The 17,156-nt window shown below is 39.2% G+C and carries 10 protein-coding genes; 7 read left to right on the top strand and 3 right to left on the bottom strand.

Annotated features, from left to right (window positions below; genetic code table 11):
- Positions 1-103 precede the first annotated feature (103 nt).
- Together ACXIUD_RS18435 and ACXIUD_RS18430 are read right to left on the bottom strand one after the other, a co-directional pair.
- The gene (locus tag ACXIUD_RS18435; RefSeq protein ID WP_458054125.1) at positions 104-928 is read right to left on the bottom strand and encodes an SDR family oxidoreductase; all 825 of its coding nucleotides are present in this window, start codon (positions 926-928) and stop codon (positions 104-106) included.
- 87 nt (positions 929-1,015) lie between these two features.
- Positions 1,016-2,029: a LacI family DNA-binding transcriptional regulator gene (locus ACXIUD_RS18430; RefSeq protein WP_458054124.1), complete on the bottom strand. Its 1,014-nt coding sequence runs from the start codon at positions 2,027-2,029 to the stop codon at positions 1,016-1,018.
- Between the two features lie 134 nt (positions 2,030-2,163).
- On the opposite strand from ACXIUD_RS18430, the gene uxuA reads away from it, so the two are divergent.
- The 7 genes from uxuA to ACXIUD_RS18395 all read left to right on the top strand — a co-directional run bounded on the left by uxuA (position 2,164) and on the right by ACXIUD_RS18395 (position 14,288).
- Entirely contained in the window at positions 2,164-3,348 is a 1,185-nt protein-coding gene (gene uxuA / locus ACXIUD_RS18425) for a mannonate dehydratase (RefSeq protein ID WP_458054123.1), read from the top strand.
- Between the two features lie 71 nt (positions 3,349-3,419).
- Positions 3,420-4,586 carry a galactokinase gene (gene galK, locus ACXIUD_RS18420; RefSeq protein ID WP_458054122.1) on the top strand — a complete coding sequence of 389 codons (1,167 nt, stop codon included), beginning with the start codon at positions 3,420-3,422 and terminating at the stop codon, positions 4,584-4,586.
- A 276-nt stretch (positions 4,587-4,862) separates the two neighbouring features.
- Positions 4,863-7,691, top strand: a complete 2,829-nt coding sequence (locus ACXIUD_RS18415; RefSeq protein ID WP_458054121.1) for a TonB-dependent receptor — start codon at positions 4,863-4,865, stop codon at positions 7,689-7,691.
- A gap of 4 nt (positions 7,692-7,695) precedes the next feature.
- Entirely contained in the window at positions 7,696-9,297 is a 1,602-nt protein-coding gene (locus tag ACXIUD_RS18410) for a hypothetical protein (RefSeq protein ID WP_458054120.1), read from the top strand.
- Between the two features lie 26 nt (positions 9,298-9,323).
- Complete coding sequence (locus ACXIUD_RS18405; RefSeq protein ID WP_458054119.1) at positions 9,324-10,874, top strand: hypothetical protein; 1,551 nt, start codon at positions 9,324-9,326, stop codon at positions 10,872-10,874.
- A 97-nt stretch (positions 10,875-10,971) separates the two neighbouring features.
- Positions 10,972-12,252 (top strand): metallophosphoesterase, encoded by a 1,281-nt coding sequence (locus tag ACXIUD_RS18400; RefSeq protein WP_458054118.1) that lies wholly within the window; start codon positions 10,972-10,974, stop codon positions 12,250-12,252.
- Positions 12,253-12,254: 2 nt separating this feature from the next.
- Positions 12,255-14,288 (top strand): alpha-galactosidase, encoded by a 2,034-nt coding sequence (locus tag ACXIUD_RS18395; protein WP_458054117.1) that lies wholly within the window; start codon positions 12,255-12,257, stop codon positions 14,286-14,288.
- Positions 14,289-14,396: 108 nt separating this feature from the next.
- On the opposite strand, the gene ACXIUD_RS18390 is transcribed toward ACXIUD_RS18395, so the two are convergent.
- Positions 14,397-17,033 (bottom strand): glycoside hydrolase family 2 TIM barrel-domain containing protein, encoded by a 2,637-nt coding sequence (locus ACXIUD_RS18390; RefSeq protein ID WP_458054116.1) that lies wholly within the window; start codon positions 17,031-17,033, stop codon positions 14,397-14,399.
- Positions 17,034-17,156 lie beyond the last annotated feature (123 nt).

The raw sequence follows: 17,156 nt of genomic DNA, 5'->3' as shown, positions 1-17,156 counted from the left end.
TTAGTACTACGATACAATTTCTTGAAATATTGTGGAAATAAAGCCTGAATAAAGGCCATTTTACGAAAACGATTCCGATTAGTGGAATTTTGGATGCTGTTAATTAAACTCCAGAAAAGGCAGTATAGCCCCCGTCTATGGGTATAACTACACCAGTTACAAAGGCAGACCCTTCATCTAGTAACCAATACAGGGTAGAAAGCAGATCTTCCGGTACGCCAAATCTTCCCATGGGGGTTTGATTGATGATTTGCTGTCCCCTTGCAGTCAAGGAACCATCTGGATTGGTCAAAAGAGCTCTATTTTGGTCGGCCAGGAAAAAGCCGGGAGCCATTGCATTGACGCGAATGCCCGTCTTGGCAAAGTGTACCGAGAGCCATTCGGTAAAGTTAGAGACCGCAGCTTTTGCTCCGCTGTAAGCTGAAACTTTTGTCAGTGGCTTGAAAGCAGAGAGGGATGAAATATTGATGATGGAACACCCTTTCCTTCCAACCATGTCTCTAGCAAAAACTTGTGTTGGAATAAGTGTTCCCAATAGATTTAATTCAAATACAAACTTGAAACCAGCCGGGTCCAAATCAAAAAATGTTTTGATGGATTCATTGTCGAGGTCTTCTACGTCCATAAATGGTTTATCTGTTGTACCCTGTGGATGATTTCCTCCTGCACCATTAATTAAAACATCGCATGGTCCCCAAGTGGCTAAAATTTGCTGATGAACAGCTTCCATAGATGCCTTATCCAATACATTTGCTCCAAAACTTAATACATCACCTTCGAGCGTTTGTGCAAATTCATCAGCTTCTTGTTGCACAAGTCCGATGATGGCAACTCTGGCGCCAGCCTTTGCCAAGGATTTGGCCATTGCTCCGCACAAAACGCCATATCCGCCCGTGATTATTATTACTTTGCCTGAAATTCCTTGCATAGTCAATCGGTTTATTGTTTACTCAAAGTTGTCCAATAAAACTCATCTTGTCTATCGCTGTGATTGAAAATTGCGCAATCGATTCCACTAATGTGAACTTTCTCTCGGGGTAAATACGGATGGAATGATGATACGCTTTTCTTCTGACAGATCGACCTTCTTATCTTTCAAACCCTTAATCAGTTCCAATGCACAGGCAGAACCCATATCAAACGCAGGCTGGGCGATGGTGCTCAGGGGTGGATTTAGAAGATCAGCCATCTGCATATTGGAAAAGCTTACGACACGAACTTGCTCAGGTACTTTGATCCGTGTTTTGGTAAGTGCTCTGTAAGCGGCAATGCCTAGTTTTTCAGCAGCAGCGAGTACACCATCCGGCCTCGATAGTTTAAAAAATAGTTTTTCTAAAATCTCTTGATTTTCCTTGTCGTTATGTCCCATTTCAATCAAACAAGCGGGATCTAAAGTTTTTCCCAATTCTTGATGCGCTTGGATAAATCCTTCCCGGCGCGCAGCTCCCACACTACTTGTATGGGATAAGCCAAGGTATACCACTTTTTGACAGCCCTTTTCGAGTAAATGCTTGGTGCCTAGGTAGGCCGACTCTTGATCGTTTGTGGTATACTTAATACCTGCTAATTGCCTCGCTACTCTGTCAAAAAATAAAACTGGGATATTTCGTTCCCGTAACCATTCCAAGTGTTGCGTTTCTTTTTCTTCATCTGCCAAAGACATGATAACTGCATCCACTTTTCCTCCTAGCAATCCATATACTATCTTCTTCTCCTGCTCTACATCTTCATAGGAGTTGTAGGCAATCAAACTGTAGCCATGTGTTCTGCAAACATCTTCTACACCCTCTATGACTAAATTAAAAAATGGGTTGACACGGTCCGGAACGATGATTCCAATGGTCTTGGTTTTTTGTTGACGTAAGCCCTTGGCATAAGCATTTGGCTGAAAATTGAGGGCCTTGGCAAGCTCCGTTACCTTTTTCTTGGTTGCTTCACTGATTTCATGGCTATCATTGAGCGCTCGTGAAACAGTCGAAGTAGCGAGATTCAATTTTTCTGCTAAATATTTGATGGTAATTTCGGACATCTTTCGGTTTTGGGTCTTTCGATAATATCTTAAATATGGTCATAAATTCGGAAACGATTGCACACTTTACTGTTGAAAGGCAATTTTTGTGCAGGAAGAATCTCTACTTTTATTTGGATAAAATAACCTAAACTATGAATGAGCAATTTTTGATGAAACAAACCATGCGCTGGTATGGGCCGAATGATCCTGTGACTTTGCAAGATATTCGACAGGCCGGCGCAACTGGGATTGTAACTGCATTACATCATATTCCTAATGGGGAGGTTTGGACAATAGAAGAGATTTCCCAAAGAAAAGAAATTATAGAAAAGGCCGGTTTGACATGGGATGTAGTGGAATCTGTTCCCGTACATGAGGCGATCAAAACACAAACAGGAGCATTTCTCACCTACGTAGAAAATTACAAGCAATCGCTCATCAATTTAGCGACTGTGGGGATTACAACAGTATGTTATAACTTCATGCCTATTTTGGACTGGACCCGTACCGATTTGGCTTTTGAGTTGCCCAACGGAGCGAAAGCCTTGCGATTTGATATAACAGCTGTTGCGGCATTTGATGTATTTATTTTGAAAAGACCGAACGCAGCTTCTGCTTACACTGCTGAGACAATCAAAAGAGCGAAGGATTATGTAGATCGCTTATCGGAGGCATCCAAAGATCAACTGATCAGCAATATTATCAAAGGATTACCGGGTTCTGAAGAAGGCTATACCTTGGAGCAGTTTCAGGAAGCTCTGGATACATATAATGGAATAGACCATGATCGCTTGGCTTCAAACCTGGATTATTTCTTATCCCAGATTGTTCCTGTAGCTGAAAAGCATAGACTGAGGTTGGCCATCCATCCTGATGATCCACCATTTGATATTTTTGGATTACCACGGGTAGTAAGTATTCCTGAAGATGTTCGAAGAATATTTGCTAACAATCCCAGTCCTTGCAATGGATTGACGTTCTGTACTGGCTCCTTCGGAGTGTTGGAGTCCAATGAGTTGCCTGCCATGGTCCGTGAATTTGGCGAGCGTATACATTTCATCCATTTGCGAAGTACCTTGAGGGATGAACTTGGGAATTTCTATGAGGCGGATCATTTGGCAGGTGATGTACCGATGCCGGCTGTGATAGAGGAGATTTTGCATTGGCAGCAGCAGCGAGGGGAATCTCTCCCGATGAGACCCGACCATGGCCATCAAATGCTGGACGATCTGAAAAAAATTACCAATCCGGGATATTCTGGCATTGGCAGATTGAAAGGCTTGGCAGAGTTGAGGGGAGTGGAAGCTGGTATTTTATATTTATCCTCAAAAATTTAGTGCTTTTTCATATTTTTAGTCACTTCTATTTGAATTAAAGTTATCATATAGTGAGTAATCTATCAGTCCAGTTGTCACTGGAAAAATTGATCTTAGAGCAATTTGAATCCAAGTTTGGAGGATCTCCAAAGCTTGTAAAGGCTCCTGGAAGAATAAATCTAATTGGTGATCATACTGACTATCATCAAGGATTTGTGCTTCCAGCATCAGTAGATTTGTATATAACTGTAGCCATTCGAAAAAGTCCAACAAGACTTAATCGGGTATATTCTTTAGACTTTGATCAATATATTGAATTTGAACAGAGTGAGTTTATTGGAAATGAGAAAAATTTGAAAGGATGGGTGAAATACCTAGTTGGTATGCTAGATTGGATTCATTCGGTTAAAGAAAATTTTCACCCTATAGATCTTGTAATTGGAGGAACTATTCCTGTTGGAGGTGGTATGTCATCATCAGCTGCCTTATGTAATGCCTTAGGATTAGCGTTTAGTTTGGAGGCACAAATAAATCTAGATCCAAAGAAAATTATTTTTGCTGCTCAGGCAACGGAACATACCTATGCAGGTGTTAACTGTGGCATTATGGATCAGTTTGCATCTATGTTTGGTAAAAAAAACAGTGCTGTTTTTTTAGACTGTAAAACGCTTGATTTTGAATACGTTCATATTGATCTTTCTGAATACTGCTTTGTATTACTTGATACCACGGTAAAACATAGTCTTGCTGATTCCGAATACAACGCACGACAGCTTGAATGCTCTGGTGGATTAAAGCTTATACAACAAGATTTTCCTAGTATCCAATCCCTACGTGACATTAGCATGGATTTGTTGATTTCCTACCGAGCAACTATGCCAGAAAAAATTTTTGATAGATGTATGTTCGTCATTGAAGAAAATCAGCGTGTAATCGATAGTAAAAAGTTACTTAGCAATGCTGGCTTTGTTAGTTTTGGAAAATTAATGATTGAATCGCACAAAGGCTTACAGTTAAAATACGAAGTCAGTTGTACAGAATTAGATTTTTTGGTTGACTTAGCCAATCAGTTTATAGGGGTTTCTGGAGCTAGAATGATGGGAGGAGGTTTTGGCGGATGTACCATCAACTTAGTTGAAAGACGATTTAAGGAAGGTTTTATTCAACACGCTAAATTATCTTATCTCAATATGTTTGGGTTGAACTTAAAATCCTATGAACTAGAGATCTTGGATGGTGCATATGCTTCAATATGTTAAGTTTTTTATTGTATTTCTTTTTTTGTAAGTTTGTAAGGTATTGAAAAAAAGCAGTTTATATTTTTGTGTAACATATTTACCTACTTTTTGAAACGGATTTACCCTATACAGGAAATATATATTTTTCAATTTTGAGGCAAAACAAAATAAAAACCGAAGTTGAAGTTTAAGGAAATTTCAAAATCAAAAAAGCTCAAGTTATACCAGTTAAGAGAAGTCATTTTTGGGCTTCTCTTCCTGGTGTTTTTGTTGTTGTTAACAATAATCCTATAACCCATGAAAACCCGGATTTATCTTTTCTTGACTTTTTTTATGATGACGGCAATCGTTGTTGCTCAGAATGCTGTAATCACTGGAAAAGTTATAGAAAGTGAGACAGGAGAACCATTATTTGGTGCAAGTGTATTGGTTGAAGGAACATTTGCAGGAGTTTCTACAAATATTTCTGGTGATTTTTCATTGATCACCCAGGCTCAAGGAGGACAAGTTTTAATAGTGAGTTATTTGGGTTTCGAGACAAAACGAATAAATGTTTCGATTGATCAACCTGATGTTAATGTTGGAATTATACGTCTCGGTTCTGATACCAGAAGCTTAGATGTTTTTGAAGTAAGAGCGAGTTTAGAAGGTCAGCAGCGTGCCTTTAATCAGCAGCGGATGGCTGATAACATCAAAAATGTAATTTCAGCTGATCTCATTGGCAGGTTTCCAGATTTAAATGTTGCCGAAGCCATGCAACGTGTCCCTGGAGTAAATATTCAACGAGATAGAGGTGAGGGTGCCACGGTGAGCATCCGAGGAACTCCCCAGCATTTTACTGCTATTCAAATTAATGGTGAACAGATTCCTTCTGTTCAACAGGATGGTTCTAGGAATGAGGCCTTGGATTTGATTCCTGCCGATCAATTATCCAGTATGGAAATTACAAAAGCTCCTACATCTGATATGGATGGAGATGCCATTGGTGGTGTAATTAACCTTAAAACTCCAGTAGCAAGACGATTAGACTTAGCGATTAGAGCAGAAAGTGCACTGGGTTATAACGACATTTCTGGTGGGTTAAATGGAATAGGAAGGCTTAGAGTAGATAAGCGTTTTTTTTCTACGGATAAAGTTCAAGATGGTAAGCTGGGTGTAATTTTGGGTGGCTCATACTTTAGTAGCAATAATTCTGAGGATAGAATAGATGCCACATGGCAAGGTATTGCCAGACCCATTGGCAACCTTGAGTTTCCCGAAATCGTCATGGGAAATTACCAATTTAGAAGTACAATCAATCAACGGGAGCGCATAGGTGCCACAGCAACTGTAGATTATAAATTCAATTCCAAGAATGAAATTGTTTTTAACTACATGTACAATAGAAGAGAAGATAATGATCTTCGAAATAGACTTCGATTTGACATGGATAGGCCTGGTACTATATTTCATCGACTGGATTCTATGTCCAATGGAAGGGTGAGAAGGGATATCAATATTTTTGATGAATTGAAAACCAATCATAGCTTCAACCTTCAAGGTTTTCATACAATTGGTCTTTGGAAACTTGATTGGTCTGCTTACTACACTCTTTCTAATCGGACTTTTTCATCTGACAGGGGTGATTTTGCACAGGATAATGTAGGCATAGTTACCGATAATTCGTCAGGTATTTACAGTGATGTGCCACTTTTTAGAACAGCCTCTTTTAATCAAAGTATTTATGACCCGTTTTTTTATGCTGATTTTAGAAGATATGAAGAAGATTTTGAAACTACGGACGCAACTAATCTTGTCACTAGGTTTGATATGCTTCGGAATTTTACAATTGGTGGTAACAAGCAAGGGTTTTTTAAATTTGGAGCCAAAGTCAGGTCTCAATCCAATTCAAAATTTAGAGATAATAGAGTTTTGAGGTTCAATGATCCAAATAGATTGTTGAATACCTCTGAAGCTTTTTTGAGATCTCTTTCAGGTACACAACCCATAAGCTTTTTGAATGGGTCATACAATTTTGGACCATTGATTGGTCGCGAAAATTTTCAATCCTACATCAACACCAATCGCTTGTTTTTGACGGAAGGTGATGATGCTTGGGACTCAAGAAGACTTTCCTTGAACGATACTTATGATGCTTTTGAAGATATTTATGCTGGTTATATGATGACCCGCTTACAGCTCAATAAGTGGATGGTACTGGCAGGTTTGAGGTATGAGTTTAATCAAGTGGTTTATGATGCATTTGAAGTTATCCGGGTTGGAACAGATGTGCGGGGTACACCCATCAGAGGAGGAACAGATTATGGATTCCTTCTTCCTAATCTTCATGTGAAATACAACCTTGGAAAGTTTACAGCTTTACGTTTTTCCGCAGTAGTCAATTATGCCCGACCGAACTTTGTAGACATCGTTCCTTTTGTAAACTTCGATGCAGATGCTATCACACTAAGGCTAGGAAATCCTGATCTCCAACCTGCCAGAGCGCTCAATTTGGATGTGATGTATGAACATTATTTTGCAAATGTTGGGATATTTTCTGTAGGAGGATTCTATAAAGATATTGATCAGTTTCAATTCTCAAGAATTGATCCTTCCTTGTTAGAAGATTTCCCAGGCTTCCCAGGTACTCAAGGGTTTATTTTTAGACAAGAGCAAAATGGTGAAAACGCCAAAGTAGCAGGGGTTGAAGTCAACTTTGTAAGAGCCTTGGATTTTCTCCCAGGATTTCTGAGCAATTTCAACATTGATGCTAACTACACCTATGCTTATTCTAATGCATTTACTCAAGATAGATTCAATATTTCATTGCCAGGACAGGCACGTCATACCTACAATGCCGCATTATCAGCAGATTTTGGAGCGTTTACTGGAAGGTTAATGGCCAATTACAATGGAGATTTTGTGAGTTCTGTTGCATCACAGCGGCAGGATGACATCATTCAAGAAGGCCGCTTACAGATTGATGCTAGCGCTAATTACAACATTAGCAGTAAATGGAGACTTTTTAGTGAATTTGTGAATATCACCAATGCCCCCAATGTGCGGTTTCAAGGTGATAGAAGTCGGATTTCTAGGATAGCTTATTTTGGCTGGTCGGCAAGAATTGGTATTGGATTTAGAATTTAATGACATGAAAAATATAAAACTTATTATATGGATCTTACTACTGTTTGTAACAGTAACTGCCTGTGATCGAGAGGAAGTTTTTCCACTTCCCGCTCCATCATTGGTATTAAGGACTCCTTCACCAAATCAAATTGTGCAGGAGCCAGGCAATGATATTTACTTGGAGTTTAATGTGCAGGCATCTAGTGGACTAGAATCATTTGAAGTGCTTAAAGATGGGCAAATGATCGATCAAGTCACCTATTCCACTGAAATTTCATCTGTATATATTTTTGAATATACTGTTCCATTTGACGAAGAAATTGGTACTGTCAATCAATTTGAATTTAGAGTTAGAGACCGACAAAATCGGACTGCACAATTTGATTTGTCAGTTTTAATTAGGTCCACTTTTGAGCAAGTTGTGGAAGTAATCAATGGTGTAGAAGTAACCGTCATCAAAGGGAAATTGAATAATGATTTTCATTTCAGTGCCGATAAAACTTACATGATTGATAGTGTACTATCCATAGAAAATGGTTCTACCCTTTCAATTGATCCTGGCTCTGTAGTTTATTTTAAGACTTATGCCAATGAAAATCAATTTTCTCAACTAGCAATATTTAGGGATTCAAAGATAATCGCCGAAGGCACCAAAGATGAACCAATTGTCTTTACTAGTGACCGAGTATTAATGGGTGAAACACCACGTCCTAATGACTGGGGGGGAATTTACATTTTAGGAAATGCTCCTACAAATGTGGGGCCTACAGGAATTGTAGATGGTTATAGGTATGGAGGAACGAGGACAAATGATGATTCAGGCATCCTCAAGTTTGTAAGGGTAGAATTTGCCGGTAAGTTAGGGTTTCATGCTATCCATTTTTTTGGGGTAGGTTCACAGACAAGAGTAGAACATCTACAGGTATTTAGAAATGAGAATATTGCAGTCAGAGTTAGAGGAGGAAGGGTTAGTTTTAAGTACTTGGCAGGGATAGGTCATGGAGGTTATGGTATTTGGGCTGATGAAGGCTGGCAGGGCAATGGTCAATTTTGGATTTTTCAGACCGATAGACAAGCTACTTTGGTGCCGATTAATTTTTGGAATATTGCTCGATCCCTTGAAATGAGAAATAGCGATGGGTTTTTTGATACCCAACCAAGAACGACATTTAGAATTTCAAATGTGACCCTTATCGGTAATGGCTTTCAAGATGGTGTCAGCAATGGTACTAGAAGAGGTGTGCGAATCAGGACTGGAGCACGCGGAATTTTACAAAATCTGATAGTCACAGAATTCCCCGATGATGGTGTGCGTATAGAAGATTTACCTATTAGTGATCTTGGCCAAAATATGATACTCGGAAATACTTTTTCCTTTAATAACCGGAGAAATTTTGAACAAGACGCGCCAATCTTTGCCCAGGATCCTGCATTCAATGTAAGTGCTAATCCAGTTCAAGGAATTTCACTTTCCAACTTTGTAGGAGTACAGTCCACGCAATTTAACCCCACTAATTTGGGAAGTTTCTTTAGTCCAGCCCCATTTGCAGGGGCAGTATCACCTGACAATGATTGGACAGCTGATGGTTCTTGGTTTAAAAATCTTGACGGGACAATTCGATAAATTCATTCAATCCAAAATAAATAACCATGATACAAACAAAACCAAAAAGTATGCGCATTTACCTTTTAGGACTTGCTGTACTTGCTTTTCTAACATTTTCTTGCGGAGAAGATGACGAACCGCAATTACCTACACCTACTATTTCAATTGAAGGAGGTGAGACTATAGAAGTTAGGAGAGGTCAAACAATCACTGTAAATCTCAACCTGAATACAGGAGGAGGAAATCGAGAATTAATTGTTTTTAGAGGTGGAGGAGTCTTAGAGGTTGTTCCTTTACAACAGGACGCTACTTCATTTTCTTATACCAATCAAACAGTTCCAACAAATGCAACTGAGGGTGAAGTTTTCCAATTTGAATTTGCTGTCACTAATACTCAAGGAGTTACCTCAGAGAGGGTCTCATTGAATGTGGTAACGGTAGCTTATGAAGCAGTTACTATTGGTGGACAGCAGTTATTCCGTGTAGATATTCCTGAAGATGGTATTTTTGAAAATGATGTGGTTTTCATCACTGGAAGAAATTATCTGGTTAGGAGTACCATGAATTTTGCTTCAGGTGCAGCTTTGAGAATTCAAGAGGGGGTTCAGGTATTTATTGAAAGCCCTAATGGTACGCTTACAGATATAGTAATCAATGCGGGAGCAACTGCCGAAGTAGTCGGAACTGCCCAAAATCCCATAGTATTTACATCTGTTAACACATTGACCTCTAATGAGGATTCTGGGGATTGGGGAGTTTTCAATATTCGCGGAAATGGTGGTACATCTACTAGTGGAACTTACCGTTATATCAGATTTGAATATGGAAATGCAAGAAATTTTAGACTTCAAAATGTTGGAAGTGGTACTACCATAGATCATATTCAAGTCTTTAGAGCTGCTGGAGAAGGAATAATGCCTACTGATGGTACTGTCAACATGAATTATTTGGTAGCTACAGATTGTGAATCCGGAGGGTTTAGAATTGGTGATGCATATGCTGGAAGAATGCAATTTGGGATCTCTATGATTAGTAGAGTTTGGGGAGATAATTCAGAGGTTGATATAAGAGAAACAGCCTCTCCTATAATTTCCAACTTTACAGTAATTGGACCTGGAGCAGATGCTGGTAATACCTCTGGTATCCGTATGAGAGCTAACAGCAGTGGAAAAGTATACAACACAATCATTGCTTCATTTGCTAGAAGAGGATTAAGACTTAATGATAATGTTTCAGTAACGGACTTAAATGGACCTACCGTTTTTGCACACAGCTTTATATTTGATGTGCCTACAGATCCTTATAGAGATGATACAGCTAATGGGAATCCGTTTAGAGGCTTTATTGATGGCGATGGTGTTTTTCAAAACCCATTCTTCAATAATGTGACTGGTTTTGAAGGTAACCAACCAGTTTTAACTACCATTCCTGGTATAAGTAGTGGTTCCTTTGTCCCTACCGCAGCTCAGGCATCCCAATTTAATCCCAATACCATTACAGGGTTTGCTTCAGCTGCATTTGTCGGTGCTGTACAAAATTCTGCAAACGATTGGACTAGAGGTTGGGTAAAAAATCCTGATGGCTCAATCCGTTAATCTATAGTTTTAGTCAATTAGCAGGCAGTTTCTCTAGAAGTTGCCTGCTAATTTTTTTCTCGTGTAGTTTCTCATATATAAGGTTCGTGTGTTGGTTATGAAAAGATCAATCTCTCTCATGTGTTTTTTTGTATGGCATTTGTCCCTAGGGCAAAGTTTGGAAAAAAACACTCCTCCACCCAATCCTCAAATTCCTTTTAAAGCCTCGGTTATTCCAGATAGAATCATACTTTCTTTTGGAGATCAAGTCGATTCACAACGGAATATCAAGTGGAGAACTTCCCTTGCCAGCGATAAACAAGCTTTGGAATTGGCAGTACAAACAGGGAAAAGTGATTTTCATAGATCAAGGCTAAAATTCTCAGCACAAACAGCGTTGCAGGTAACCTTGCAGTCGGACAGCTCTCTGGTCCACGAGGTGAGTTTGATTGACTTAGAAAAAAATAAGATTTATAGTTACAGAGTTGGAGGAGGAGACTATTGGTCGCCTTGGTTTGATTTTGATACCCAAGAACCTGAGGATTCTTTTCAGTTCATTTTTTTGGGAGATGCACAGAATGATTTGGTTCCTTTATGGTCAAGAGTAGTGGCTAAGGCATTTGAAACAGCCCCAAAAGCAAAATTTGCCTTGCATGTCGGGGATTTAATCAACCATTCCCAAAATGATTATGAATGGGCTGAATGGTTTCATGCCGCAAGCCCATATATTCAACGAATTCCCCAACTAATTGTGCCAGGTAATCATGAATACATCAAAGATGAAAATGAAAAAAAGATCGGTATCACGCCTTATTGGGATGCTCATTTTAAGTTTCCAGCCAACGGGCCAATCAATCTAAAAAACAGATCCTATTTCTACGATTATGGAAATAGCCGTTTTATCATGCTTGATTCCAATGAAAAATTAGAAGAACAGGCAGATTGGCTGGAAAATATCTTGGCCAGCAATACTCAAAAATGGGTGATCGTGATGTTTCATCATCCGGTGATATCGGGTGCTACCGGAAGAGTTAACGATGGAGTTTTAAAAATTTGGAAACCAATACTCGATAAATATAAGGTTGACTTAGTACTTCAAGGGCATGACCACGTCTATGCAAGAGGGAATGAAGTAATTTCTGGATTGGATCAATGGAATGAATACAGCGGAACAGTATATGTAGTCGCTGTAGCAGGTAGAAAAATGTATCCTTTGGGGGATCATCCGTGGATGCTTCAAAAGTTTGAAGGAGTGCAGACTTTTCAGACGGTAACTGTTTTTTCAGACATGCTAAAATTTGAGACTTACATGTCCAATGGAGAGCTCTTGGACGCTTTTGAAATTATCAAAGAGGAAAACAGTAAAAACACTATCAATGAATTAATCTTGGGCAACTAATTATGAAAAACCTACTGACATTGGTTTGCTGCCTTGTGCTAAGCACGTTGGTATATGCAGAAGACAAGCTGCCAAAAGCTACGCTCAAAGGCGATACCCTCTTCATTGAAAATACACATGCTATTCATACATATCTTTGGGATGGTCAACTTCGATTACTGTCTATTGTAAATTTAACCGATGGAGTCAATTATTTTTCTACTGATCCTAAACCTGACATTTTTCTTGCCAAGGAGTCTCAAGATTTTCAAAAAGTTGATTTTTCAACTGAAATAGTGCAAAACTACCCTATAGAAAATCCCTATCTTAAAGTAAGTCTGGTAAGTTCATCAGAATCTTTACAACTCAATCATGACTTGATAATGTATGAGCATTCTGGAGCTATTAGGCATCAGTATGCTATCAAAGGTGAAGCATCAGAAAAAATTTGGGAAATAGCCGGAAATGAAGGCAATCCTATGATAGAAAATATCAGGGTTGGTATAGCTGAAAACACCCGAATTGGAGTTTTGTCAGGATTAAGTCCTCATACCAGGTACGAACTTGTAAGCTTTAAGGAAGCTACCGATTACCATGACAATATGGTAACTAAGCAGACTTTATTTCCTTTTCGTCAAGCGCAACAAGTTCAGGGAAATTTAATTGTAGCACGACTTCCTCATGCAAATACTTCGCTATGGATGCTCAAAGAAAGCCCGATTGCATGGTCTCAATCCAGTTATCCTGGGTTTGATTTTACCATTTACAACTGGGGAGTTGCAATGAATGGCTTAGGGATTGAACCAAGGATATTATCATCAGATCAATGGATAGCTGTGTATTCTTTTGCAAGGGGGTTATCGAAGCAGGAGGACTTGGCCGAACGCAAGGACTGGTTGACGTATCAGATGATGTTGAGAAAGTATGACACCAATCGTGACGCTATGATTCTCGCCAATACATGGGGAGATAGAAGCCAGGACAGCAGAATGAATGAAGAATTTATTCTAAAAGAAATTGAAGCTGCCGCTCAATTGGGAATTACCCACTTACAATTAGATGATGGCTGGCAGCAAGGTTTATCCAAAAATTCAGCTTCCAAAGCAGGGATGAAATGGGATGACTGGACACTCGAAGACTGGCAACCCCACGCGGAGCGATTTCCTAATGGCTTGAAATCTATTGTAGAAAAAGCAAATCAATCTGGAGTAGAAATTTGCCTCTGGTTTAATCCAAGTAAGTCAGACTACTATAAAAACTGGGAAAGGGATGCTTCTATTTTGATTTCCTATTTCAGAGAGCTTGGAATTAAGGTCTTTAAAATTGATGGATTAGAACTCGGCAATCTGGAAGCTGAGACGAATGTTAGGAAGTTTTTTACTGCTGTCATGGATGCCACCGAAGGCACAGCGACCTTCAACTTAGATGTGACTGCTGGAAAAAGAGTTGGCTATCATTATATGCAGGAATTTGGAAATGTTTTCTTAGAAAATCGATATACAGATTGGGGTAATTACTATCCGTATAGATCACTTCGGAACCTTTGGATGTTAGCTTCTTATGTACCAAGTAGTAGATTGCAAATCGAATGGCTCAATGTTTTTAGAAACGCTGGAAAATATGCGGCAAATGATATTCACGCACCATCAAATGTTGGACTTCCCTATGCGTTTTCAGCAACCTTGGCAGCACAGCCATTAGCATGGATGGAAGTATCCGGATTACCTACAGGTCAGGAGGATTTACGAAATTTACTCAAGGTTTATTCTAATCATTCGTCTAATTGGCATGCGTCTGTGGTACTTCCTTTGGGAGAAGAACCATCAGGTGTATCTTGGTTAGGCTTTTGGATTCATACTCCACTGGAGCCACATGATTATTTGTTAGTCTATAAAGAGGCATCGGAGGCTGATTCATTTTCATTTCACCTTCCAGATAATTATACCGATTTTGACATTATCTATGGAGAAAGTATAGCTTCTGATTTACAGACGAATCAACTCATGCTTACTATTGAAGGAACTTACCAGTTTTTGATTATCAAACTGAAGCATTAAAACATCGCGTTTCAAATTCAATCTATTGGTCCGTTTTCTTATTGAAAGTTGAAAAAACTTCGTGACTTACATCAGATGCGTCACGAAGTTTTTTGCATAGGAGTACGTTTAAAGCTTTTTAATACTTAAGGCACTGATAATTGGCCTTCCTACTTTGCTGGTAAATGATATTTCAATTCCTGAATTATTTGAAGCATTGACTACAAATTTTTCTCTAACAGGATAGTTGTATCCAAAATCTTTGAGTAAATCGAGATTTTCAATGACAGTTAGGCCGTTGATGGAAATATCAAAAACCCGAATTCCTCCTGGATGTTTAGGAGATTCTATTCCTTCGACAAATCTTCTAGACCTTGGGAATGGCTCAACCATCCAAAGTTCCACAACATACTCCCCATCAGGCATATCCGCATAGAATTTTTCTATGCCCTCCTGCATAGTTTGATACAAAGGAACAAATTCATTAGTGGTAAGAATATCTTCTTTTGTGCCGATTTTGTTGGCGATATACAAACTTTTTCCTCCCACATGCCCCCAGCCACGATTATCGTAAACTCTGCTTGGGATATAGTTCACCTTTCCTTTATCATCAAAAAAGCTGTGATTGCTCCCAAAGTTGACGTACAATTCTGTTTGCATGGCATCTTTGAGTGATTCAGCTACTGGGGTAAAATGGATTTCCAGTCGGTCTTTTATTATGGTCTCATGAGGCGATTTTGCTTCAAAAATATTTTCTCCTTCGATAAATACCACATCCCAAGTCACATGATGATCAGTTACGGTTTTTTCACCAAGGGATTGTCCATTATGAATAAGTTCTGCTGCTGGAAGGTTGCTGTAAATTTGAACAGGCAAAGCAGCTGTTTTACCATCTGTGGACAGAGCAGAACGATGCCTCCAATTGGTTTCGGCTATTTTTAAAACAGGCGTGTCTGATAAGTACGCTTGAAATAAATAGTAAACATCTTTTGGAGTTCGGTCACTTGTCAGTATACCCTTATTATTGAGATGTGGATTGGTGTCAATTCTTCGCTCGGAGCTAAAATCAATTAAATTCCACACAGCCCCGCCTGAAATGTATGGCCTTTCATATAACTGTTTTAAGTAGCTTTCAAGAAATCTTTTATGACCCTCCATGGTAAAATCAAACTTTTCTGGTTTGGTACTATGGAGCCTAGGGTCACTACCCGCCCCAAACTCACTGATGAAATGAATTCTCTCTGGGTAAAGCGCATGCTGTTCATCCATAAACTTGCCAAAATCCTCAAAATTATCATAATACCAACCATGATATAGGTTCCAACTCACGATTTGAGGAATTTCAGACAATCCCGAACTTTCATACAAAGGATAATTGTGGAGGGCCATGGCTGTATAGCGGTAGGGGTCCTCCTGTCTTGTGATTTTTTCTAATTTTTTAGCTAGCTGCACTGTGTGTCTCGTTTGACTATCTACGATAGCAGAATCAATAAATCGGTGAGCCCAATATATTTCATTCATATAGCCCCAAATAATCACCGATGGATGATTGTAGTGCTGTCTAATCATTTCTTTAAGCATTTCTTCGGAGTTAAAGTCATGCTCTTCGCTTGCGGTCACTTCGTTGACAAGGGGAGTTTCCTCCCAGATCATCAATCCCAATCGGTCTGCTGCTCGCAAGACAGCTGGGTCTTGTGGGTAATGAGCCAATCGGACAAAATTTGCTCCCATATCTTTGATTGCCTTCATATCAGCCCAATGCTGTTCATCAGACAGTGCATTACCCATGCCCATAAAATCCTGATGTCTGTTTGCCCCCATGAGTTTCATGGGCTGTCCATTCAAGAAAAAGCCTTCTTTGGGATCAAAGTGAAAAAAGCGGATACCAAATGGAATATTCAATTGATCCGTAAGTTCCCCTTGATGATAAATTTTTGCCTCCAGGCTATATAAGAAAGGAGAGTCAGGTGCCCATAAATCTGGATTAGAGATTGCTATATCCTTAATATCAAATGAATTCCTCCCCCCTTGGAGTAGTATTGGATGTTGAGATTCATGAATGATGTTATTGTTTGGATGTTTGATAACTAACCCAAGTGAGATATCCTGGATATTTTGAATATTGCTTTGTATGCCTCCCTTAATCGTCAGTTTTGCTTGGTCCTGAGATACTTCTGGAGTTTGGATAAAAACTCCATCACTGGCATAATTGTCCATATCAAAATGCAGCTTTGAAGTAGAAATGAGCCATACATCTCTATAGATGCCTCCAAAAAATGTAAAATCAGCAGAAAGTGGTGGTATATCGGGGTTATGAGAGTTGTCCACCACTATCGCAAGCTGATTGTATTCCGGTTCCAAGTGATCCGTAATATCAAATCGAAACGCTGAATAACCTCCAATGTGCTCACCTACATGTTTTCCATTCATGAAAACTGTCGTAGTTTGGTTAGCGCCTTCAAAATGGAGGTAGTAGTTGTGGTTTTCTTTGTCAAATTTCTGCTGAAGTTCCTTGAAATAGTAACCCTTTCCCCGATAATATCCTCGTTGACCATCAGGCAATACGTCCTGATCGTTCCAGGTGTGAGGTAAGTGAATTACAGGCCAATCAGGAGCAAGTTTTTCTATTTTTTCAGCCTCGAAATCTCCTTTGGAAAACTTCCAATGTGAATTAATGGATTCTTTAGACCGAGTTTGTCCCTTGGCCATCAAGGTGGGTAAGCATACGATTAATCCCCAGAGTACAGCAATTTTTAAAGTCTTCATCTTTATGTTTTGAGTTTTCAAAAACACAAGAAGAAGTAAGGAAACACCTGTTAGCGAGGGCTCAACAGGCTAACAGTAATCAAAATAAAGCTCAGAGTAAAGCTACATAAAATATTTATTCTT

The sequence above is a fragment of the Mongoliitalea sp. genome, from assembly GCF_054166905.1.
Note: the sequence above shows the minus strand (reverse complement) of the source record. Positions and strands in the feature narration are given on the sequence as shown.